We start from the raw sequence: 23,636 nt of genomic DNA on the forward strand, positions 1-23,636 counted from the left end.
AGAGAGGAAAATGGAAACAAATGACATGATTCTGGTGTTGGATTTCGGCAGCCAGTATAACCAATTAATCACTAGGCGAATCAGGGAATTCGGCGTTTATAGTGAATTGCATTCCCATAAGCTGACAGCGGAAACGATCAAGAAAATGAATCCTAAAGGGATCATCCTCTCCGGCGGACCGCATAGTGTCTATGACGAAAACAGCTTCCGCTGCGATAAAGAAATCTTTGATTTGGGTATTCCGATTCTCGGTATTTGTTATGGCATGCAGCTGATGGCATTGCATTACGGCGGAAAAGTGGAAAAGGCATTGAACAGGGAATACGGAAAGGCGATGATTGATGCCGACACAGACACCGCCTTGTTCAAGAATGCACCGGAGAACCAATCGGTATGGATGAGCCATGGAGATAAAGTGATGGAAGCGCCAGCCTCCTTCAAGGTGGATGCTACCAGCCCATCTACTCCTATTGCTGCGATGAGCAACAAGGAAAAGAATTTATATGGAGTACAATTTCATCCGGAAGTGCGCCACACGGAATACGGCAACCAATTGTTGCAACAGTTCGTAAACGATGTGTGTGATACAACAGGCGACTGGACTATTGAAAATTTCATCGAACTGGAAACAGAAAAAATCCAGCAGAAAGTAGGGGACCGCAAAGTTCTGTGTGCCTTGAGCGGCGGTGTGGATTCTTCCGTGGTTGCAGCGCTGATCCATAAAGCAATCGGTGATCAGCTTACTTGTATCTTTGTCGATCATGGTCTGCTGCGGAAAAACGAAGCAGATGATGTCATGAAGGTATTTGCAGAAGACTTTAATATGAACATCATCAAGGTAGATGCTAAGGACCGCTTCCTTTCCAAGCTTCAGGGTGTGGATGATCCCGAAAAGAAACGGAAAATCATCGGCAACGAATTCATCTACGTTTTTGACGATGAAGCAGGCAAGCTGAAAGATATCGACTTCCTTGCGCAGGGGACTCTCTATACGGATATTATTGAAAGTGGTACAGAGACGGCACAGACAATCAAATCTCACCACAATGTCGGAGGGCTTCCGGAGGATATGCAGTTTGAGCTGATTGAGCCGCTGAATACGCTGTTCAAGGATGAAGTTCGGGAACTCGGGACCCAACTGGGCATCCCTGACCACATTGTATGGCGCCAGCCTTTCCCTGGACCAGGGCTTGCTATCCGCGTACTTGGCGAGGTGACCGAAGAGAAGCTGGAGATCGTCCGGGAATCGGATGCCATTCTCCGGGAAGAGATTGCTGCAGCCGGATTGGACAGGGATATCTGGCAGTATTTCACCGTATTGCCGAATATTAAGAGTGTCGGTGTCATGGGTGACTCCCGGACATACGATTACACCATCGGCATCCGTGCTGTAACTTCCATTGATGGTATGACATCTGATTGGGCCCGTATTCCATGGGATGTCCTAGGTAAAATCTCCACTCGCATTGTAAATGATGTGCAGCATATCAACCGAGTGGTGTACGACGTTACCAGCAAGCCACCGGCAACGATTGAATGGGAATAAACGAATTATATATAAAAAATTAATGACTTTGTTCGGTTTTTATTGACTGTTTCTGCTGATAGTAGTATTATAAGGGTATATTGTCATATGAAACGCGTATAATCTGGGGATATGGCCCAAGAGTTTCTACCAGACCGCCGTAAATGGTCTGACTACGCAGGAACAGTCACAGCTCTTTTTTGCATGGAGCTGTGTGTACTGAACTGTGCGGTAGCGCTCTTGGGATCCCCCAGGGGCGCTTTTATTATATGAAATAAAAATTAGATTGGTAGGGATCAGCAACGATGAAGAAATATTTTGGTTTTGAAGAATATGGCACAAACTATCGGACAGAATTTGCCGCCGGGATGACAACGTTCCTCGCAATGGCTTACATTTTGTTCGTCAATCCCGCCACTCTGGCTCTAGTAGGTATTGAGGAACTGCCTGAAGGAGTCACCCGTATGGATCAGGAAGCAGTATTTGCCGCTACGGCCATTGCCGCCGCCGTTGGTTCCCTGCTGATGGGCTTTGTGGCGAAATATCCAGTCGTTCTGGCGCCTGGTATGGGACTTAATGCCTTTTTCTCTTATACTGTTATACTCGGCTATGGAATCCCGTGGGAAACGGCCCTTGCTGGTGTACTTGCGTCTGGAATCATCTTTATCATTTTGACTTTGACGGGCCTGCGAGAGAGGATTATCAATGCAATTCCCGGCAACCTCAAATTGGCAGTAGGTGCAGGGATCGGTTTATATATCGCATTCATCGGCATGCAGAATGCCGGCATTGTTGTAGGCAATGATGCAACATTGGTTGCGCTTGGGGATATCACTTCACCAACTGTACTGCTTACTGTTTTTGGACTAATTATTTCTGTCATTTTATTGACAGTCGGAGTGAAAGCTGGCATTTTCTTCGGAATGATTCTTACAGCGATTGTCGGAATGTTGTTCGGTTTAGTCCCGGTACCGTCCGGAATTAACGAGGTTGTGAGCGGGGTGCCAAGTATGGCGCCGACATTCGGACAGGCATTTCTGCATTTTGGAGATATCTTTACCATCGAGATGCTTGTGGTTATTCTGACTTTCCTGTTTGTTGACTTTTTTGACACAGCAGGAACATTGGTCGCAGTTGCCAACCAGGCTGGGCTGATGAAGGATAACAAGCTGCCGCGCGCCAGTAAAGCATTGTTTTCTGATTCGGCAGCCACAGTTGTTGGGGCAACATTGGGTACTTCCACCACGACTTCTTACGTGGAATCGACGGCCGGTGTCGGTGTAGGCGGACGTACTGGTTTTACTGCGGTCGTTGCAGCAGGCTTCTTCCTGCTTGCACTGTTCTTCTCCCCGCTGTTGAGTGTAGTTACTGCAGAAGTGACAGCCCCTGCATTGATCATTGTCGGAGTTTTAATGTCCTCTGCTCTGAAAAATATCGATTGGGATCAGTTTGAAATTGCCGTACCTGCTTTTCTGACGATCTTGGCCATGCCGCTGAGCTACAGCATTGCGACTGGGATAGCAATCGGCTTTATCTTTTACCCGATAACCATGATCCTGAAAGGGCGGGCAAAGGAGATCCATCCGATCATGTATGGGCTGTTCGTCATCTTTGTCTTGTATTTCCTTTTCTTAAGTTAAGTGAAAGACTTCCGGAAATTCCGGAAGTCTTATTTTTACGTTTATAAACCTGCAGTTTGGTCCTGCTTCAGTATCGGAGCGATTAGTCCTTCCTGGTGATAAGCCCATATCTGCTGGCGATAAGAGGACACTTCGACGGATAAGAGAAGTGTGCTGCTGATTAATTCTCTTAGCAGCGGATATATCCGGTTTGCAGGCGTTAAAATTTTTCTGCGGGGGATATATTTTTTCTTCTGCTGAATTATATCGGAAACTGCCGATAAATGCCGGCACCTGCTGATACGGCCATTTTCCAGCTGATATAAAACGGTGAATGCCGATCGCTTGTTCCCCCCCACTCATAATAAAAGCTCTCACGCCAGCGGCGGAGAGCTTTTGCTATATTGCTATTCCCTTTCCTTTATAGGGTTTTTCCCGAATGGCTGAATATGATAGATCGTCAGGAAAATCGTGCCGGCCAATGCCAAGGCTCCCATACCGAAGTATAGGGCATCGCCGCCGAATGCTTCCATGATGGCACCGCCTCCGAGTGAACCGATGATCCCTGATAGTCCGAAGAAGGTGGCGAAAAAGACTAGATGTCCTGTAGCTTGGAGCAGGCGGGGGATCAGTCTGGTAACATATTCGAAAGCGGACAAATAGAAGATGCCGAACGTCAATCCATGCAGAACCTGCAGTCCCAGCACATAAATGGGATCTTCCACCGCTGAATAAAGGAACCATCTGATGGTATATAGGATACCTGCCAGGATAATGAAAATGAGCGGATGGAATTTCCGGAACCAGTACCCGGCAGTGGCAAACACCAATGCTTCGGTAAGAACGCCGATGAACCAGGCTGTACCGACCAGTCCTTCTGAACCGCCGAGCTCGGTGATATACAGACCGATATAGCTGTCATTGGCACGATGGCTGATGGTGATGCACAGCATTATTCCAAGAAACAGAAGAAATGGTTTGTTTCCTGCTAATTTACGAAGATCCCGCAACTGCACCGGTTTGGAATCCATCTTCACATCTGTCAACTGGAAGACGACGAGCAAGGCGAGAAATCCAAAGAACAGGTAGGGTACGATCATATATTGGACACCGACAATGTCGAGCGCCGCCCCGATGAGCAGGGAAGAAATGGCGAAACCGATGGAGCCCCAAGTACGGATGGTTCCAAATGGGATGCTTAGTTCATCTGCCCTGCGCTGGGCAAGGCTGTCTCCCAATGCACCGATGGGAGTGGTGAAAAAGTAGAAGACGGCCCCCATCAAAATGATGGAAATAAGGGTATTCATTTGGAAGAACAATGTACTGCCAATGATCAAGCCGATCACACAAACCAGCAGCACCCATTTCACCGTCTTGAATTTATCACTCAAATAGCCCCAAAATGGCTGGGCGAAGATAGATGCAAGCGGGCCGATGGCGAGCACCCATCCGATCTCTGTTCCATCCAGCCCCTTGAACTGCAGATATAGCGGAAGAAAGCTAAGGATAATGGTATTGGATGCGTGAAAACTGAATAAGAGCATTTTTAATGGAATCAATGATTCACTTTTGAACAACATGTTGGCGGCACCTCTTTTTCGTGTTGACTGTAAAACAGCTGATTACTCCACTATATCATTATTTCACCCATTTATCATGGTAAATACAAAGGGTCTGGACATCCAGTCGGCAGTCAATTAAACTGTAACAAAATCATATGCTGGAATGATGGGAAAGGATAGGGGGAATCAGGTCATGAAGCCAGTTATAGGGGTCACTTCCTCTATGGAAGTGGATCAATCGCATTATTCGGTAACACAACGCAATATCAAAGCAATCATCCGGGCGGGAGGGCTGCCCGTCATTTTGCCGTATTTTCTGGATGATGAAGATGTAAAAGAGATTGCTGATAAAATTGATGGATTATATGCCACAGGGGGATATGATATCGACCCGACCATCTTCGGGGAGGAGCCGCATCGGGAGCTTGGCACCATTATACCTGAACGGGATCAGTCCGAAATGGCTGTCATCAAAAAAATGCTGGAAACAGGAAAGCCGGTGCTGGGTGTCTGCCGTGGGGCGCAGATTTTGAATATAGCTACCGGTGGGGATATGTATCAGGATATTTATACACAGATGGATAAAGAGCTGCTTCAGCACTCCCAGAAGGCACCATTCAGTCATGCTTCCCACTTTGTCAATGTCTTGGAAGGGTCGCTGCTTCATCGGTTGACCGGTTCGGTTCAACTGAAGGTTAACAGCCTGCATCATCAAGCCAACCGTAATGTCTCCGGAGATTTTCAAATCAGCGGCACCGCGACGGATGGGGTGGTAGAAGCGGTTGAGAGCAAAAGCCATCGATTTGCTTTGGGACTTCAATGGCACCCAGAGGCTATGGCAGAAAGGGGCGACCAAGCATCATTGGAAATCTATGAAGCCTTTATGGAAGAATGTGCGAAAAAATAGCCGTATGCTCCAAGCGTACGGCTGCTTTTTTAGGAAGATAATGATTCTCCAAAACAACGACTTTTCAGTTGAAATAAAGAAAAATTAATAGGGGGATATGAAGAATGGAAGCATGGGTGGAAGGGCTGTTGATTGGCCGCGTGAAGAAGGTCGACGATCCAGAGGCGGAAAAGCCTGGGAACAGATCGTGGAAGAGCGGGATGTTCAAAGAAGAAAGCAATCATAGGATATTGCTGGAAAAGGCTGGTTTGCAAGGGGACGAGGTTGCTGATAAGAAAAACCACGGTGGTCCTGAGAAGGCTGTGTTTGCCTATCCATGTGACCATTATGGGTATTGGGAAAGTGAGTTGGATCTTTATTATGGGATGAAACCCGGTGCTATGGGGGAGAACCTTGCAGTGAAGGGGTTGGATGAAACAAGCGTCTGTATCGGGGATATCTTTGAATTGGGTGAAGCAGATGTCCAAGTTTCCCAGCCGCGGAAACCTTGTTGGAAGCCTGGACGGCGTTTTGGCAGAAAGGACTTCGCTTGGAGAATCCAGGAGACGGGGCGTACGGGCTGGTATTTTCGTGTGCTGCAGGAAGGCCGAGTAGGGAGCGGGGACTCTCTGGCATTAAGGGAGCGTCCACATCCGAAATGGTCCATTGCAGTCTGTAATGAATTAATGTATGCAAAAGAGCCTGATCGAGGCTTGCTGGAGGAACTGGCATCCTGCCCATTGCTTGCTGATATGTGGAAGTTGCCGCTGGTCAAGAAACTGAAGAAACGGCAGCAGTCGGAGGTGTTACAAGTGGGCGTGCCTTTGAACTTTAATATCCACTAAAAGAAAAACGTGGGCCATCTGCACACGTTTCCCTTCGATATTATTTCCAAACCGTTTCAATGAATTCGTCCCTGCCTGATTTGGCCCTGTCTTCCTGGTATTCCTGTTCGTTTTTCTTATAGAAATCCTGGTGGTAATCTTCGGCGGGGTGAAAGGCGGCGGCCGGCAGGATTTTCGTTACAATCGGTTTAGTGAATCTGCCGCTGTTGGCAAGTTTCTCCCGGGAAGTTTCGGCCGCCTTTTTCTGTCCTTCATTGTGGTAGAAGATGGCAGCACGGTAAGAATCGCCCCGGTCATGGAATTGCCCTCCGTCATCGGTAGGATCTATCTGCTGCCAGTATATATCCAGGATTTCCTGGTAGCTCATAATGCTTGGATCGTATGTTATTTCAACAGCTTCATAATGGCCGGAGCTGCCGCTTTTCACGTCTTCATAGGTCGGATTTTCCAGGTGTCCGCCAGTGTAGCCGGATACCACGCTATGGACGCCGTCCCATTGATCGAATGGCTTAACCATGCACCAGAAACAGCCACCGGCAAATGTTGCTTTTTCAGTCGTTGTCATATGAATGCCTCCTGTTGCAGTCAATGTTTGTTGCTGCCGGGAATAAAGAATAGTATAAATATATCATAAAATGAAGGCTGGTGGCATAATGGATGAACCCTTTGTACATAAAATTTTCAGCGGAATCGTGCGGCAGAAGGACATGCAGAATCCTTGGAGACATACCATGAAAGAAACTTTGGAAATGGAGAGTGCGAGAATCCATAAAAGGGGAATAGAGAACAAGAACGGTGGATACCGTACTTTGGACAAGGCATTGTTTGCCTATCCGATCAGACATTATATATCTTGGCAGGAGGAAATGCAGTACGAAGGCATTTCCTATGGGGCGATGGGTGAGCAGCTCTCTGTATTGGAAATGGACGAATATACCGTATGCATCGGTGATGTCTTTCGATTAGGAAATGCTGTTATACAGGTTTCCCAGCCAGGGCTCGCCTATCTTGATGCCGCTACTCCGTTCCGTCATATCGATTTTTCCCGGAAAATCCAGAAGAGCGGCCGTACAGGTTGGTATTTCAGGGTAATAGAGGAGGGAGAGGCATATTCATCGTCTGATATGGAACTTATGGAGCGTTACTATCCCGAATGGTCTGTGGCGGCTTGTAATGAAGTAATGCATGTGAGGAAGGAAGATCTTCGCCGGGCGGAGGCTCTGATGGCCTGTGAACCTCTGGGGGACAGCTGGAAGAAGGCACTGACTAAAAGGGTTCGGGGGTTTTAAAGTTTAGAGCCTTTACATGATTCCAAATAATTTTCATATCATTAGATTATATTGTATTCTATAGGAACAGTGATAATAGGGGGGTTCGCTTTGCTGGAAAATGCAGTAGTCATGGTAAGCATCATTTTGGTCATCAATATCGTTTATGTCTCATTATCCACGGTGCGGATGATTTTGACGTTAAAGGGGCGGAGGTATATAGCGGCCTTCGTTAGTATGTTTGAAATCGTCATTTATGTAGTTGGTCTGGGGTTGGTGCTTGATAATCTGGACCAGATTCAGAATTTGATTGCATATGCGGTCGGTTTTGGGCTTGGTGTTATTATCGGGACCAAGATTGAAGAGAAATTGGCACTGGGCTATATCACCGTAAATGTCGTTTCATCTAATCCGGATATTGAGTTCACCCGTAAATTAAGGGATAGGGGATATGGTGTGACAAGCTGGTATTCATATGGAATGGACGGTGACAGACTCTCCATGCAGATACTTACTCCGAGAAAGTATGAGCTGCAGCTTTATCAGACCATACAGGAAATTGATCAGAAAGCCTTTATCATTTCATATGAGCCAAAGCAGATCCATGGGGGATTCTGGGTGAAGCAGGTGCGCAGAGGCAGGCTGATGAACCCGAGGAAAAGCAAAGCAGCTGCTAATGTGACACCGACAGAACAGCCGATGGTAAGCATGAACCCAGAAGATCAGAGTGGAAATAAAGGGAAAGATTAGGCCTTATTTCGGTTGGATACTTAGCAGAGATATTTCATTTATTCAACTTAATCGATATGAGTAATGAGCAGAATGGCTTGGATCCAGTCCAAGCCATTTTGTTATATCTTTTGTTATAAGTGACTGAAATTTAGCAAATCTAACTTTGTTCTATGGTAAAAACCGAACATTACTTGATTTTTATTTTTAATTGTTCGATATTTTATTGATTTTTACTCTCCATTTTGATATGCTTAAGGCACAAATTAATACGGAACCTCATATATCATTGGGAATATGGCCCAGAAGTCTCTACCCGGCACCGTAAATGCCGGACTATGAGGGGAGATGAATCATTGTGTATGGCAATGATCCGTTTGAATGTCTGTCCGGACATACCAGGGGCCTGTTCATCTTCTCTCATATTATGGGGGAAAGAACAGGCTTTTTATATACCGGTAGATAATAGAACAATAGATAGAGAGGGTTTTGATCATGCAAGTAGGCGTAATCATGGGAAGTATATCTGATTGGGAAACGATGCAGCATACGTGCAGGGCACTGGATGAATTGGAGGTACCCTATGAGAAAGAAGTGATTTCGGCACATCGCACACCTGATGAAATGTTTGCATATGCAAAGTCGGCCAGGGAACGCGGACTGAAAGTGATCATCGCCGGTGCGGGAGGAGCTGCACATCTGCCTGGTATGGTTGCATCACAGACCACATTGCCAGTGATTGGCGTTCCGGTGCAGAGCAAGGCGTTGGATGGGCTGGACTCACTGCTCTCGATTGTCCAGATGCCTGGCGGTGTACCGACGGCAACTGTCGCCATTGGAAAAGCAGGTGCCACAAACGCTGGCATTCTTGCTGCACAGATGATCGGCGCTTTTGATGGGGTGGTTGCAGAGAATCTAAAAAATTACCGAAAAAACATGCAGGAAAAGGTTGGAGAAATGAGGGATGAACTTGAGCAGAAATAGTGTATTACTACCACCAGCAATGATCGGAATCATCGGCGGCGGACAGCTTGGCCGCATGATGGCTATTGCCGCCAAATATATGGGATACCAGGTAGCCGTTCTTGATCCGACACCGAACTGCCCGACAGCACAGGTGGCAGACCGCCAAATAGCCGCCGCCTACGATGATATGGACGCCATTAAAGAACTAACGGAGATCAGTGAAGCAGTTACTTACGAGTTTGAAAATGTGGATCTCACTGCTGCCCGCTACATCGAAGAACAGGGGAAGCTGCCACAAGGGGCCCTCGCTCTGGAGATCACTCAGAACAGGGAGAAGGAGAAAGTCACCATGCGGGATGCCGGCCTTCCTATACCAGAATTCCGGATTGTCCGGAATGGAGCGGAATGCGAAGAGGCATTGGCGGATTTCTCTTACCCGGCTGTGATTAAAACTTGCAGCGGCGGTTACGATGGGAAAGGGCAAATCAAACTGGAATCCCGGAAGGATGCACAGGATGCCATCGACTTTGCCGAAAAGCAGGGGCATTGCATCATTGAGGAGTGGCTGGCATTCGATAAGGAAATATCGGTCGTATTCACCAGATCCCTGAACGGGAAAATCTCCTTCTTTCCACTGTCAGAAAATGAACATAAAGATCATGTCCTCTTTAAGACTACGGTGCCGGCAAACGTGGATAAGAATTTGGAGGCCAAGGCATACGATGCGGCTGAAAAGCTTGCTGAAAATATGGGCATCGTCGGAACCTTTGCCATAGAAATGTTCGTGAAAGGCGATGAGGTGTTCCTCAATGAAATGGCGCCGCGGCCGCATAATTCAGGCCATTACTCGATTGAGGCATGCAGCATTTCTCAATTCGGCCAGCATATCCGTGCTATCTGCGGCCTTCCGCTCTCAGAAGTGCGGCTGCTCAATCCGGCAGTAATGATCAATGTGCTTGGTGAAGATATGGAAGGCACGTTGAAGGCAATGGGTGAAGCGCCGGAGGGATTTGTCCATCTTTATGGAAAAGCAGAGGCCAAGGTGAAGCGCAAGATGGGGCATATCACTTTTATTGGAGATACACAAGAGGACATAGAACAGCAGATAAAGACATTTGAGGAGGCAAAACGATGATTGGACGTTATACACGGGAAGAAATGGGCAGCATCTGGACAGAGGAGAACAAGTTCAAGGCTTGGCTGGAAGTGGAGATTCTGGCCTGTGAAGCCTGGAGCGAGCTTGGAGTCATTCCGAAAGAGGATGTAAAAAAGCTGCGCGAAAATGCCTCCTTCGATATAGAACGCATTTATGAAATTGAGCAGGAGACCAGGCATGATGTGGTGGCATTCACCAGAGCCGTGTCTGAAACGCTCGGGGAAGAACGGAAATGGGTCCATTATGGGCTGACCTCCACAGATGTGGTGGATACTGCACTTTCCTACCTGCTTAAACAGGCAAATGACATCATCCGCAAAGATTTGAATAACTTCCTGACCATCTTGGGCGAGAAAGCTGTCGAACACCAGCATACCGTTATGATGGGCCGGACACATGGGGTCCATGCCGAGCCTACTACCTTCGGGCTGAAGATGGCTCTATGGTATGAAGAAATGAAGCGGAATATCGAAAGGTTCGAACAGGCCGCAAAGAATGTCGAATTCGGAAAGCTTTCTGGCGCAGTGGGGACTTATGCAAATATAGATCCGTTTGTTGAACAGTATGTATGTGAAAAGCTTGGTACGACACCTGCACCGGTTTCCACCCAGACATTGCAACGTGATCGCCATGCAGCCTATATGTCGGCATTGGCACTGGTTGCCACGTCCATTGAGAAGTTTGCGACGGAAATCCGCGGCCTGCAGAAGACGGAAACAAGGGAAGTGGAAGAGCGTTTTGCCAAAGGCCAGAAAGGTTCCTCGGCGATGCCGCATAAACGCAACCCGATTGGTTCCGAGAATATGACGGGTATGGCTCGGGTGGTGCGCGGATACATGATGACAGCTTATGAGAATGTATCCCTATGGCATGAACGGGATATTTCCCACTCTTCCGCAGAGCGTGTCATTCTGCCGGATGCTACGATTGCTGTCAATTATATGTTGAACCGGTTTAGCAATATCGTGAAAAATCTTACGGTATTCCCGGAAAATATGAAACGGAATATTGATAAAACGCACGGAGTCATTTTCTCCCAGCGTGTCCTGCTCTCCCTAATTGACAAAGGGATGGCCCGTGAAGCCGCTTATGACCTTGTACAGCCGAAGGCGATGCAGGCATGGGAAACAGGCACTCATTTCAAGGAGCTGGTGGAAGCAGATGAACAGGTGACCTCCAAGCTGACCCAGGCAGAAATTGATGATTGTTTCGATTATACCTACCACCTGAAAAACGTGGATGGAATCTTTGACCGAATCGGACTGAAGAAGGGTGAATAATATGAAGGATGCTCTTTTATATGAGGGGAAGGCGAAGCAGGTCTTTCAAGCAAAAGGAAAGCCCGGACAGCTTGTGTTGTCCTATAAGAATGATGCAACAGCATTCAATGGAGAGAAAAAGGCCAACTTTGAAGGGAAGGGGAGGCTGAATAATGAAATTTCAGCCCGCATCTTCACCTCCCTTCAATCCAGAGGTGTCGAGTCCCATTTCATTGAAAGGCTGAATGAAACAGAGCAGCTGGTACATGAGACAGAAATCATTCCTTTGGAAGTTGTGGTACGCAACTTGGCCACAGGCAGCATTACGAAAAGGCTCGGTTTCAGGGAGAAAACATTGTTCGAGCCGCCGTTGGTTGAACTTTTCTATAAAAATGATGACTTGGGTGATCCGCTCATCAATGATGATCATGCCAAGCTGTTGTCGGATATCACCGACCTGGAGTTGAATCAGGTAAAGGAAAAGGCACTTATTGTCAATGATCGTCTGAGCAGCCTGTTTGCTTCCATCGGCATCAAACTGGTGGATTTCAAGCTTGAATTCGGAAGGAAGGCAGACGGCACCATTGTGCTCTCCGACGAAATTTCCCCCGATACGTGCAGGCTATGGGATTTGGAAACGGAACAAAAACTGGATAAAGATGTATTCCGGCAAGGGACCGGTAATCTGATTGAAGTATATGAAGAAATTCTAAGGCGTCTGGAGGGACTGTCATGGTAAAGGTAACGGTACATGTAACATTGCGTCAAGGTGTTTTGGATCCACAAGGGAAGGCAATCAAGGATTCCTTGAATTCGCTGGGATACGCGGAAGTGGAAGATGCAAGGGTAGGCAAATCAATTGAACTGATGGTAGAAGAAGGCCCGGACTTGGAAGCGCGAGTGGAGGAAATGTGCAAAAAACTCCTCGCCAATCCTGTGATGGAAGACTATCGGATAGAGGTAGAGGGGGCTGTTCGCTCGTGAAGTTTGCTGTCATCGTTTTCCCGGGGTCCAATTGTGACAGGGATATGTATCATGCCGTGAAAGAAGTGCTGGGAATGGATGCAGATTTGGTCTGGTATCAAAATAGCAATCTAGAAGACTATGATGCCATCCTGCTTCCTGGAGGTTTCTCCTATGGGGACTATCTAAGATCAGGAGCTGTTGCGTCTGCTTCGGATGTAGTCCAGCAAATTAAGGAACATGCAGCCAAAGGAAAACCGGTACTCGGCATCTGCAACGGTTTTCAGGTGCTGACCGAATCCGGTCTGCTGCCAGGTGCACTTATGCGCAATAAGAATCTTTCCTTTATGTGCCATCAGGAAACATTGGTGGTCGAGAATAATCAGACAGCCTTTACATCCGGCTATGAGCGGGGAGAAACAGTAAGATTTCCGATCGCCCACGGGGAAGGGAACTACTTCTGTGATGAAGCAACACTGGAAGAGCTGAAGGAAAATGATCAAATCGTCTTCACCTATCAGAACAACCCTAACGGCTCGGTTGCCGATATTGCCGGGATTGTCAATAAAGAGGGGAATGTTTTTGGAATGATGCCACATCCAGAGCGTGCAGTGGAGAAACTGCTCGGCAGCGATGACGGACTGAAACTATTTCAATCGATGATAAAGAAGTGGGGGTACACCTATGCTGCAAACGTCTGAGATCAGCCCGGAACAAGTTGAACAGGATAAGCTCTATAGGGAAATGGGATTAAGCGACCAAGAGTACGAGATGGTTAAAAATATATTGAAGAGGCGCCCGAATTTCACGGAAACTGGAATTTTCTCGGTAATGTGGTCGGAGCATTGCAGCTACAAAACATCCAAGCCGCTCCTGAAGAGGTTTCCGACTAAGGCTCCACATGTCCTTCAAGGTCCGGGAGAGGGTGCAGGTGTCATTGACATCGGAGACAACCAGGCAGTCGTCTTCAAAATAGAGAGCCATAACCACCCATCGGCCGTTGAACCGTATCAGGGTGCAGCTACAGGTGTCGGAGGCATTCTCCGTGACGTATTTTCCATGGGAGCACGGCCGGTAGCATTGATGAATTCATTAAGGTTCGGTAATTTGACCACGGATCGTGTGAAGTATTTGTTCAGTGAAGTAGTAAACGGCATTGCCGGCTATGGAAACTGTGTCGGTGTTCCGACAGTAGGCGGGGAAGTCCAGTTTGATGAGAGCTACGAGGACAACCCATTGGTTAATGCAATGGCAATTGGATTGATCAATCATGATGACATCCAGAAAGGGCTTGCGTCCGGCGTCGGCAACACGGTCATCTACGCAGGAGCTCCTACTGGAAGAGACGGCATCCATGGAGCCACTTTCGCTTCGGATGACCTGGGAGAGGATTCTGACAAGGACCGCCCTTCCGTACAAGTCGGTGATCCTTTTATGGAAAAACTGCTGATCGAAGCATCCTTGGAAGTTATTCATTGTGAAGCATTGGTTGGTATGCAGGACATGGGCGCTGCGGGACTTACTTCTTCCGCCAGTGAAATGGCAAGTAAAGCGGGTACCGGAATGGAGATGGACCTGGACGCAGTACCACAGCGGGAACAAAATATGAGTGCATATGAAATGATGCTTTCCGAATCACAAGAGCGTATGCTGCTTGTAGCAGAAAAGGGCCGTGAACAAGAAATTATCTCAGTATTCGAAAAATACGGTCTTGAAGCAGTAGCTGTCGGGAAGGTCATCGAGGAAAAGGTGTTCCGGATTAAACAGCACGGAGAAGTAAAGGCAGATATTCCGGTTGATGCTTTGGCTGAAGAGGCACCTATCTTCCACCTGCCATCCGAAGAGGCGAAGTACTATCAGGAATTTCAGCAGATGGAAGTATCCAAGCCGAAAGTGGACGATCATACAGAAATGTTGAAAACGCTGCTTAAGCAGCCGACAATCGCCAGCAAGGAATGGGTCTATGACCAATACGATTCCATGGTCCAGACCAACACGGTGTTTACACCTGGTTCAGATTCAGCCGTTATTCGTGTGAAGGGGACAGATAAAGCATTGGCAATCACCACGGATTGCAACTCACGCTACATGTATTTGGATCCGGAAACAGGCGGAAAGATTGCTGTGGCAGAAGCAGCTAGGAATATTGTCTGCTCCGGTGCCAAACCTCTAGGAATCACCGATGGACTTAATTTCGGAAATCCTACCAACCCGGAAGTCTTCTGGCAGATGGAAAAAAGTGTGGACGGCATGAGTGAAGCATGTACCGCCCTTGGTACACCGGTTATTGGAGGCAATGTCTCCCTTTATAATCAATCCAAAGGCAAGGCAATTTTCCCGACGCCGATTGTCGGGATGGTCGGCATGCATGAAAGCTTGGACCATATCACTCCGAGTCATTTCCAGGCAGCAGGTGATCTGATCTACCAAATCGGCGAAGCAGAGGCAGAGTTTGGCGGCAGTGAATTGCAGCAAGTTGTTCATGGGAAATATGAGGGCAAAGCACCTCGAATCGATATGGAACTGGAAGCAGAAAGGCAGAGCCAGCTTCTCGAGGCAATTAAACAGGGGACCGTCCAGTCGGCACATGATCTCGCTGAAGGAGGACTGGCCGTAGCGCTGGCAGAGAGTTTGTTTGCTAAGGATGGACTCGGCGCCGATGTGGAAGTGGTTGGGGACGCAACCACCGCATTATTCAGTGAAACCCAGTCCCGTTTCTTGGTTTCTGTACAGCCTGAGAAGAAAGAAGACTTTGAAAAGATGGTAAAAGATGCGAAGCTGATTGGTGCAGTTACTGCAGACGGCATCTGTTCTGTGAAAGTGGGAGAGAAGCAGGCAGTGAAGGAAGACACGGATAAATTAAAAGAAATCTGGAAAGGAGCTATCCCATGCTTGCTGAACTCAAGGGCATAAACGAGGAATGTGGCGTATTTGGAATATGGGGGCATGACAAGGCGGCTGAACTGGCTTATTACGGACTGCATTCCATGCAGCACCGTGGCCAGGAAGGGGCTGGCGTGGCTGTCACCGATGGACAAGAGATTAAGGCCCATAAAGGATTAGGGCTGGTCAACGACGTATTCAAGCATGCCAAGTTCGAGGAGCTGAAGGGCCGTGCAGCTGTCGGCCATGTGCGATACTCCACCCAGGGCGGCAAAGGAATTGAGAATGTCCAGCCGCTGCTGTTCCATTCCCAGGCAGGAAGTATGGCACTTGCCCATAATGGGAACCTCGTCAATGCCCATCAGCTGCGCGGAGAACTGGAATTGCAGGGGAGCATTCTGCAGACGTCATCCGACACCGAAGTACTCGCACATTTAATTAAAAGGAGCGGAATGGAAACTACAGAAACATCCATCTCCAGCGCCTTGACGCGCATTAAGGGTGCCTATGCCTACCTGATTTTGAAAGAGGATAAGATGTATGCAGCACTGGATCCTGTAGGTATCCGCCCGCTTTCTATCGGACGTCTTGGAAGTGCATATATAGTAGCCTCGGAAACATGTGCATTGGATCAGGTCGGCGCCACCTTTGAAAGGGAAGTGCTGCCGGGTGAGCTCGTGACCATCAGTGATGAAGGCATCGAATCCACCCAGTTTGCTATGCCGAGACAGCGTAATTTGTGTGCCATGGAATATGTGTATCTGTCCAGGCCCGACAGCAATGTCAATCTGGTGAATGTCCATGCCTCAAGGAAGCAGATGGGCAAGGAGCTGGCCAAGGAAGCGCCGGCGGATGCGGATATCGTCGTCGGTGTTCCAGATTCCAGCATCTCAGCAGCCATCGGTTATGCCGAGGAAACCGGTCTTCCGTATGAGATGGGAATCATTAAAAACCGCTATGTCGGCCGTACGTTTATCCAGCCTTCCCAGGAACTCAGGGAACAAGGCGTCCGGATGAAACTTTCACCAGTCAGAGGTATTGTTGAAGGAAAAAGCATTGTCATGATTGATGACTCGATTGTCCGGGGTACAACCAGCCGGCGTATCGTTCAGATGCTGAAAGAAGCTGGAGCTGCAGAAGTGCATGTGCGTATTGCATCCCCCTCCATCCAGCATCCTTGCTATTATGGAATCGATATGTCAACGAGGGACGAACTGATTGCTGCCAATAACACACCGGAAGAAATCAGTGACATCATCGGTGCGGACAGCGTTTCCTATCTATCCGAAGCAGGACTTGAAAAGGCAATAGTTAAAGACGACACCCTCAGCCAGGGGATCTGTACTGCCTGCATGACCGGGAAATATCCGGTGAAAGAGGGAAATAACAAGGAAATGTCCCATACCAACTCCTGATGAGGAGCAGCGGGCGGGAGAGTGGAGAGCCTTTGAAGAGTGGGTTCAGCTTTAAGAAATGGCGAAGTCCACTGGATATAAGAGTTTTTGAACCCTCGTCGGGAAGGCTTTCATGCTCTTCCTGCCTGCACTCTTCAACCTATAATGAACAATATTACTACCCGACAAAATTACAGAAAAGGTGGGTCCATGATGTCGAACATATATAAAGATGCCGGTGTGGATGTGGAAAGGGGCTATGAAGCCGTTGAGCGCATGAAGAAGCATATTGCAAAAACTGCCAGACCTGAAGTGCTTGGCGGAATCGGCGCATTTGCCGGTCTGTTCGATCTGACCCCATTCACATTTAAGGAGCCGGTTCTCGTATCCGGCACAGACGGTGTGGGCACGAAGCTGAAACTTGCCTTCGAACTTGATAAACATGATACAGTAGGTGAGGACTTGGTTGCCATGTGTGTGAATGATATTGCGGCACAAGGAGCCCAGCCGCTGTTCTTCCTTGATTATATTGCCTGCGGAAAAAATGATCCGTCCATGATCGAACAGATTGTTGCAGGAATTTCCAATGGCTGTGCCAGCGCCGGTGCTGCCTTGATCGGCGGAGAGACGGCAGAAATGCCGGGGATGTATCAGGAAAATGAGTATGATCTGGCAGGTTTTACGGTGGGGATTGCTGAAAAGTCGAAGCTAATTACCGGGGAAACCATCCGGCCGGGAGATGTCCTGGTCGGTCTCCCGTCAAGCGGTATCCATTCCAACGGCTATTCGCTTGTCCGGAAGGTTGTTGCAGACCTGGATTTGGAAAAAACGTATGAAGGGTTATCCGCACCATTAGGCGAGGTGCTGTTGACACCTACTAAGATTTATGCCAAGGCCATGGCGGAATTGCAGAAGGACTATGATGTAAAGGGGATCTCCCATATCACGGGCGGCGGCTTTTATGAGAACCTCCCACGGATGCTTCCAGAAGGATTGGGTGTCGAGCTTGATCCCCGCAGTTGGGAAGTGCCTGAAATCTTTACCTTTTTACAGGAACAGGGGAATCTTCCGCTTGATGAAATGTACGGTGTCTTCAATATGGGAATCGGCATGGTGCTGGCCGTCGACGAAGCCGAGGCAGAAGATGTGATTCGCATCTTGAAGCAGAATGGCGAGCAGGCTTCCATTATTGGCATGGTAACAGGTGAAGAAGGGGTGCATTTCCTGAAATGAAAAAAGTAAAAGCAGCCGTTTTTGCCTCGGGTACGGGGAGTAATTTCCAGGCAATCATAGAGGCGGAGAGCATGGCCTGCGAGATAGCTGTACTCGTCTGTGACCAGCCTGGCGCGACGGTTATCGAGAAGGCAGAAGCATATGGAGTGCCGGTGTTTTCCTTCCGTGCAAAAGACTTTTCATCCAAAGAACATTATGAGCAGGAGATTGTTTCCTGGCTGAAGAAAGATGGAGTGGAATGGATTTTTCTTGCCGGCTATATGCGAATCTGCGGACCGACTTTACTGCGCGCTTTTAAGGAACGTATCGTAAATATCCATCCGTCCCTGCTGCCTGATTTCCCAGGGAAAGATGCAATCGGCCAGGCTTTTAAAGCCAAGGCGGACATCACCGGGGTAACCGTCCACTATATTGATGAAGGAATCGATACAGGGCCAATCATTGCCCAGCAGGAAGTTCCAGTCATGCCAGGCGATTCGGAAGAAACACTAAAAAAGAGGATACAAGCCGTGGAACATCAGCTGTACCCGGCAACCATCAATGAGCTAATTTTAACAAAGTGAGGGATATTCATGCCGAAACGTGCATTAATCAGTGTTTCCAATAAAGAAAACATCGAAGAATTTGCGAAAGGACTGTCCGAACTGGATGTAGAGATCATCTCCACCGGCGGTACCCTTAAAGCCATAAAGGAGGCGGGGATTCCAGCTACACCGATTGATGATGTCACTGGATTTCCGGAGATCATGGATGGCCGTGTAAAGACCCTGCACCCAAAAGTCCATGGCGGATTGCTTGGTAAACGATCCAATAAAAGCCATATAGCACAAATGGAAGAAAACGGCATCTCTCCGATAGATATTGTCGTTGTCAATCTCTATCCATTTAAGCAGACACTGGAGAAAGAGGGAGTCTCCGAAGAAGATATCATTGAAAATATCGATATAGGCGGCCCGTCCCTGCTTCGATCTGCAGCCAAGAATTTTGAGGATGTCACCGTGGTCGTGGACCCAGCTGATTATTCCGATGTATTGGTAGGCCTGAAGGAGAACAGCCTGGATACACAAAAACGCAAGAGCCTTGCTGCCAAAGTGTTCCGTCACACAGCAAATTACGATGCCATGATCGCCAATTACTTCTCCGGCCAGACAGGAGATGAAATCCCTGAGAACTATACGGTTACATATGAAAAGGTACAAACGCTGCGGTATGGGGAGAATCCGCATCAGGATGCGGCCTTCTACAAAAATCCTCTCAGCAAAGGGATGAGCCTTGCCGACGCAGAGCAGTTGCACGGAAAAGAGCTTTCCTATAATAATATCCAGGATGCCAATGCTGCACTGGAAATCCTGGCAGAGTACAAGCAGCCAAGTGCGGTTGCCGTCAAGCATATGAATCCATGCGGAATCGGAGTCGGTGAGAATTTGTTCAAGGCGTTTGGAAAAGCGTATGATGCTGATCCAATTTCTATCTTTGGCGGTATTGTCGCAGTGAATCGCGAAATCGAAGCAGATACAGCAGAGAAACTGAGCGAAATCTTCCTGGAAATCGTCATCGCTCCGGCCTTTACAGACGAGGCATTGGAAATCTTGACACGTAAGAAAAACATCCGTCTTCTCAAGCTGGATATGAAGGATGAAGAGGAAGCGTACCATAAGCTGACCACAGTAAAAGGCGGGGTATTGATCCAGCACAATGACGCCGGGGAAGTCAGTGTAGAGGACCTCCAAGTGGCAACAAAGAGAAAGCCGAATGAGCAAGAGTTGGCCGACCTGCTGTTTGCATGGAAAGCGGTCAAGCATGTGAAATCCAATGCGATTGTGCTTGGCAAAGATGACCAGACTGTCGGTGTAGGTGCCGGACAGATGAATCGTATCGGTTCTGCAAAGATTGCCATTGACCAGGCTGGAGACAAGGCGAAAGGTGCAGTGCTGGCATCTGATGCATTTTTCCCGATGCCTGATACAGTACAGGCTGCGGTGGAAGCAGGAATCACAGCAATTATCCAGCCAGGGGGATCCAAGCGTGACCAGGATTCCATCGATGTATGTGATGAACATGGAATTGCCATGGTTTATACAGGAATGCGCCATTTCAAACATTAATAGAGAATGAAGGGGGAGGAGCTTTTTCGATGAACATTTTGGTTGTAGGCCGCGGTGGTCGTGAACATAGTATTGTAAAGAAACTTGCGGAAAGCGGGAAAGTGGCAAATCTCTATGCTGCGCCCGGCAACGGAGGAATACAGGAGCAGGCGGAATGTATATCGGTAGATGAAATGGATGTCGAGGGCTTGGTGAACCTTGCGCGGGAGAAGGAGGTCGACCTGACCATCGTCGGGCCGGAGAACCCGCTCAATGCCGGCATTGCCAATCGGTTTCAGGAAGAAGGACTGACAGTCTTCGCTCCGACAAAAGAGGCAGCACTTCTGGAAGGAAGCAAAAGTTTTGCCAAGGAGTTCATGAAAAAATATGACATACCAACAGCACTCTATGAAACATTTACAGATGCAGAGGAAGCGAAAGCATATGTAATGGCCAAGGGCGCGCCGATCGTTGTAAAGGCTGACGGCCTGGCAGCGGGAAAAGGAGTCATCGTGGCGGAAACGACCGAACAGGCAACCGGAGCCATTGATGAAATGCTGATCAATAAATCTTTTGCCGATGCCGGTACAAAAATTGTCATCGAAGAGTTCCTCGAGGGACGTGAATTTTCACTGATGGCCTTTGTGAATGGTAAAAATGTCCACCCCATGGTTACAGCAAGAGATCATAAGCGGGCATACGATGGGGATGCAGGTCCAAATACAGGCGGCATGGGAGCATTTGCTCCTGCTGATGATATCAGCGAAGAGCAGCTCGCTTTCTCTGAGAGGGAAATCCTGCAGAAGACAGCTGACGGCATGCTGCAGGAGGGCCGTTCCTTTACAGGCATCCTGTATGCTGGCCTTATCATGACGGATGAAGGCCCTAAGGTGATCGAGTTTAACACCAGATTCGGCGATCCGGAGACACAGGTCGTGCTTCCATTACTGAAAAACGATCTGGTGCAAGTGCTGACAGATGTCCTAGACGGAAAAGATCCGGGACTCGAATGGGAGGATAAGGCCTGCCTTGGTGTGGTGGTCGCATCGGAAGGGTATCCGGGCTCCTATCAAAAAGGAGTGCAAATCCCTGAGTTCGATTCCGTCGCTGGCGCATATATTGTCCATGCGGGTACCAAGCAGGACGGCAGCAGGCTTGTTTCCGACGGCGGCCGGGTGCTTTTGGCCGGTGCAACAGCACAAACTATGACAGAAGCAGGAGAACTTGTGTATCAGCTCCTGAAATCCGCGGGCTCCACCCCAGGGTATTTTTACCGGAAAGATATCGGGGCCCATCTTAAGAAGCATGAGACCATTTAATGGTTTCATGCTTTTTTGAAAAAAATAAAGTAACCGTTTCCAATGGTGGCGGGCTTGGATTGAATATTATTTCACAAATGTAAAAGAATTTACAGAAACTTCACTGCAATAAAGCGACAAATGTGATAAAATAATAAAAACTAATGTTAAAGAGTGGAGAGAGACATATATGCTGGAGAATGGTACCTATTGGAGAAACCGCGAAATCCGCAGGCATGTCAGAGTCGTTGATGGCGAAGAGCCACCGACAATGATATTGAAGAACGGAACCTATTTGAATATGTTTACAAAGCAATGGCTTTCCGCAAATATATGGATAGTGGATGACCGCATTGTATATGTGGGGGATAAACTGCCGGAAAATCTTGACCGGACAGAGGTTGTGGATTGTACGGATAAATATCTGGTGCCCGGATATGTGGAACCGCATGCCCATCCCTTCCAACTGTATAATCCAGACGTGCTGGCTCACCATGCTGCCAGATATGGAACAACCACACTGGTCAATGATAATATGCTTTGGCTTTTTTCTTTAGATAAAAAGAAAGCGTTTTCTTTATTGGAGGAATTCTGCAATCATCCGGTGTCCATGTTCTGGTGGGCCAGGTTTGATTCACAGACAATGTCCCAGAGTGAAGAGGAACTGTTCAATACACAGGATATCCTGGATTGGATTTCCCATCCCGCTGTTGTGCAAGGCGGGGAACTGACTTCCTGGCCGAGCCTTTTGGCAGGTGATGACCGGCTCCTCTATTGGATCCAAGAGACGAAGCGCCATGGCAAGCCGGTGGAAGGCCATTTCCCGGGAGCATCTGAAAAAACGCTCACAAAAATGAAGCTTCTGGGTGTGGATGCCGACCATGAATCCATGACGGGGGATGAGGTGGTCAGACGGCTCCAGCTTGGCTATCAGGTCGGGCTGCGGCATTCTTCCATCAGGCCGGATCTGCCTCGGCTGATGGAGGAAATTGTGGAATCAGGGCTTCATGCATATGATAATCTGACCATGAATACAGATGGATCGACCCCGGCATTTTATGAGCATGGCATGATGAATCAATGTGTGGAAATTGCGATTGAAAAAGGGGCACCGGTGGAGGAAGCATACCGGATGGCCAGCTATAATGCAGCCAAACATATCGGTATGGATGAACAGCTAGGAAGCATAGCTCCGGGAAGGCTCGCCCACATCAACATACTGAGTGATAAACAGGAGCCGATCCCGGAAAGCGTGCTGGCCAAGGGGAAGTGGATTGTGAAGAAAGGAGAGATCCAGGATATACAGACAACAATTGACTGGAAGCGGTATGGATTCAACTCTCTGGAATTCGACTGGGATTTGACAGAGGATGAGCTGCAGTTCTCCACGCCGGTAGGCTTAAGGATGGATAATGACGTCATTATGAATCCCTATGCAATCGATACGGACATCACATTGGATAAGATTCCTGACAACCGTCCCGATGCCTTTCTGCTTCTTTTGGACCGGAAAGGGAAATGGCGGGTGAACACCACCATTAAAGGTTTTACACAGCGGCTCGGTGCACTGGCCAGTTCCTATTCGACGACAGGTGATTTGGTGTTCATTGGCAAAAGCAAGCAGGATATACTGCTTGCCTGGGAGCGCCTGAAAGAAATAGGAGGAGGAATCGTTCTGGTTCACGAGGGGGAAATAATCCTGGAAATACCTCTTTCCTTGAGCGGGTTCATGTTCGACGGGCCAATGGAAGCCCTGATTGAAAAAGAGAAAAAATTGAAGAGCTGCCTGCAGGAGTATGGATACACTTTCGGCGACCCGGTCTACTCGATCTTTTTCCTGTCATCTACCCATCTTCCGTATGTAAGGATCACACCGCAGGGTATTGTGGACGTAAAGAAAAGAGAAATACTTTTCCCTGCCACAATGTGTTAACATATACTATTAGATAAAGAGACTTTTTAGAAA

The 23,636-nt window shown here is 48.1% G+C and carries 21 protein-coding genes and 2 riboswitches; of the genes, 19 read left to right on the forward strand and 2 right to left on the reverse strand.

All coding sequences use genetic code 11. The annotated features are described in order from the left end of the window. The first annotated feature begins 10 nt into the window (after nt 1-10). Together guaA and ACFODW_RS14270 are read left to right on the forward strand one after the other, a co-directional pair. Nucleotides 11-1,546, forward strand: a complete 1,536-nt coding sequence (gene guaA, locus ACFODW_RS14265) for a glutamine-hydrolyzing GMP synthase (RefSeq protein ID WP_390307456.1) — start codon at nt 11-13, stop codon at nt 1,544-1,546. Between the two features lie 74 nt (nt 1,547-1,620). Beyond that, nucleotides 1,621-1,721: riboswitch (purine riboswitch) on the forward strand. Nucleotides 1,722-1,830: 109 nt separating this feature from the next. Next, on the forward strand, nt 1,831-3,165 hold the full coding sequence (locus tag ACFODW_RS14270; protein WP_390307457.1) for an NCS2 family permease: 1,335 nt from the start codon (nt 1,831-1,833) through the stop codon (nt 3,163-3,165). 386 nt (nt 3,166-3,551) lie between these two features. Here the strand turns inward: ACFODW_RS14270 and ACFODW_RS14275 are convergent, their stop codons facing one another. Beyond that, entirely contained in the window at nt 3,552-4,721 is a 1,170-nt protein-coding gene (locus ACFODW_RS14275; RefSeq protein ID WP_390307577.1) for an MFS transporter, read from the reverse strand. Between the two features lie 178 nt (nt 4,722-4,899). Here ACFODW_RS14275 and ACFODW_RS14280 point away from each other — a divergent pair, with 178 nt between their 5' ends. Then, complete coding sequence (locus ACFODW_RS14280; RefSeq protein WP_390307458.1) at nt 4,900-5,613, forward strand: gamma-glutamyl-gamma-aminobutyrate hydrolase family protein; 714 nt, start codon at nt 4,900-4,902, stop codon at nt 5,611-5,613. A 104-nt stretch (nt 5,614-5,717) separates the two neighbouring features. Beyond that, nucleotides 5,718-6,437, forward strand: a complete 720-nt coding sequence (locus tag ACFODW_RS14285) for an MOSC domain-containing protein (RefSeq protein WP_390307459.1) — start codon at nt 5,718-5,720, stop codon at nt 6,435-6,437. Between the two features lie 40 nt (nt 6,438-6,477). On the opposite strand, the gene msrA is transcribed toward ACFODW_RS14285, so the two are convergent. Continuing rightward, nucleotides 6,478-7,002: a peptide-methionine (S)-S-oxide reductase MsrA gene (gene msrA / locus ACFODW_RS14290; RefSeq protein WP_390307460.1), complete on the reverse strand. Its 525-nt coding sequence runs from the start codon at nt 7,000-7,002 to the stop codon at nt 6,478-6,480. Between the two features lie 166 nt (nt 7,003-7,168). Between msrA and ACFODW_RS14295 the strand changes: the two genes are divergently transcribed. The 15 genes from ACFODW_RS14295 to ACFODW_RS14365 all read left to right on the forward strand — a co-directional run bounded on the left by ACFODW_RS14295 (nt 7,169) and on the right by ACFODW_RS14365 (nt 23,603). Continuing rightward, nucleotides 7,169-7,726, forward strand: a complete 558-nt coding sequence (locus ACFODW_RS14295) for an MOSC domain-containing protein (protein ID WP_390307461.1) — start codon at nt 7,169-7,171, stop codon at nt 7,724-7,726. Nucleotides 7,727-7,816: 90 nt separating this feature from the next. After that, nucleotides 7,817-8,455 (forward strand): DUF2179 domain-containing protein, encoded by a 639-nt coding sequence (locus ACFODW_RS14300; RefSeq protein WP_390307462.1) that lies wholly within the window; start codon nt 7,817-7,819, stop codon nt 8,453-8,455. 238 nt (nt 8,456-8,693) lie between these two features. Next, nucleotides 8,694-8,793, forward strand: a riboswitch (purine riboswitch). A gap of 133 nt (nt 8,794-8,926) precedes the next feature. Continuing rightward, nucleotides 8,927-9,418, forward strand: coding sequence for a 5-(carboxyamino)imidazole ribonucleotide mutase (gene purE / locus ACFODW_RS14305; RefSeq protein WP_390307578.1), 492 nt, complete (start codon nt 8,927-8,929; stop codon nt 9,416-9,418). Next, a complete protein-coding gene (gene purK / locus ACFODW_RS14310) occupies nt 9,405-10,535 on the forward strand; it encodes a 5-(carboxyamino)imidazole ribonucleotide synthase (protein WP_390307463.1) in 1,131 nt (376 codons plus the stop codon). The genes purE and purK overlap by 14 nt, the downstream gene beginning before the upstream one ends. Further along, a complete protein-coding gene (gene purB / locus ACFODW_RS14315) occupies nt 10,532-11,836 on the forward strand; it encodes an adenylosuccinate lyase (protein WP_390307464.1) in 1,305 nt (434 codons plus the stop codon). Before purK ends, purB begins: the two co-directional genes overlap by 4 nt. Before the next feature lies 1 nt (nt 11,837). Further along, complete coding sequence (purC, locus tag ACFODW_RS14320; protein WP_390307465.1) at nt 11,838-12,554, forward strand: phosphoribosylaminoimidazolesuccinocarboxamide synthase; 717 nt, start codon at nt 11,838-11,840, stop codon at nt 12,552-12,554. Further along, entirely contained in the window at nt 12,548-12,799 is a 252-nt protein-coding gene (gene purS, locus ACFODW_RS14325; protein WP_390307466.1) for a phosphoribosylformylglycinamidine synthase subunit PurS, read from the forward strand. The genes purC and purS overlap by 7 nt, the downstream gene beginning before the upstream one ends. Next, nucleotides 12,796-13,479 (forward strand): phosphoribosylformylglycinamidine synthase subunit PurQ, encoded by a 684-nt coding sequence (gene purQ, locus ACFODW_RS14330; protein ID WP_390307467.1) that lies wholly within the window; start codon nt 12,796-12,798, stop codon nt 13,477-13,479. The genes purS and purQ overlap by 4 nt, the downstream gene beginning before the upstream one ends. After that, nucleotides 13,463-15,691, forward strand: coding sequence for a phosphoribosylformylglycinamidine synthase subunit PurL (gene purL, locus ACFODW_RS14335; protein ID WP_390307468.1), 2,229 nt, complete (start codon nt 13,463-13,465; stop codon nt 15,689-15,691). The genes purQ and purL overlap by 17 nt, the downstream gene beginning before the upstream one ends. Beyond that, nucleotides 15,667-17,076, forward strand: a complete 1,410-nt coding sequence (gene purF / locus ACFODW_RS14340; protein WP_390307469.1) for an amidophosphoribosyltransferase — start codon at nt 15,667-15,669, stop codon at nt 17,074-17,076. The genes purL and purF overlap by 25 nt, the downstream gene beginning before the upstream one ends. 192 nt (nt 17,077-17,268) lie before the next feature. Further along, on the forward strand, nt 17,269-18,288 hold the full coding sequence (purM, locus tag ACFODW_RS14345; protein ID WP_390307470.1) for a phosphoribosylformylglycinamidine cyclo-ligase: 1,020 nt from the start codon (nt 17,269-17,271) through the stop codon (nt 18,286-18,288). Then, nucleotides 18,285-18,851, forward strand: coding sequence for a phosphoribosylglycinamide formyltransferase (gene purN, locus ACFODW_RS14350; protein ID WP_390307471.1), 567 nt, complete (start codon nt 18,285-18,287; stop codon nt 18,849-18,851). Before purM ends, purN begins: the two co-directional genes overlap by 4 nt. 9 nt (nt 18,852-18,860) lie before the next feature. Then, on the forward strand, nt 18,861-20,393 hold the full coding sequence (gene purH, locus ACFODW_RS14355; RefSeq protein ID WP_390307472.1) for a bifunctional phosphoribosylaminoimidazolecarboxamide formyltransferase/IMP cyclohydrolase: 1,533 nt from the start codon (nt 18,861-18,863) through the stop codon (nt 20,391-20,393). Between the two features lie 29 nt (nt 20,394-20,422). Beyond that, nucleotides 20,423-21,691, forward strand: a complete 1,269-nt coding sequence (gene purD, locus ACFODW_RS14360; protein ID WP_390307473.1) for a phosphoribosylamine--glycine ligase — start codon at nt 20,423-20,425, stop codon at nt 21,689-21,691. 169 nt (nt 21,692-21,860) lie between these two features. Next, entirely contained in the window at nt 21,861-23,603 is a 1,743-nt protein-coding gene (locus ACFODW_RS14365; protein ID WP_390307474.1) for an adenine deaminase C-terminal domain-containing protein, read from the forward strand. Nucleotides 23,604-23,636: the final 33 nt, after the last annotated feature.

Origin of the sequence: Virgibacillus sediminis (assembly GCF_042643265.1) — a bacterium.
Taxonomy (GTDB): domain Bacteria; phylum Bacillota; class Bacilli; order Bacillales; family Amphibacillaceae; genus Virgibacillus_O; species Virgibacillus_O sediminis.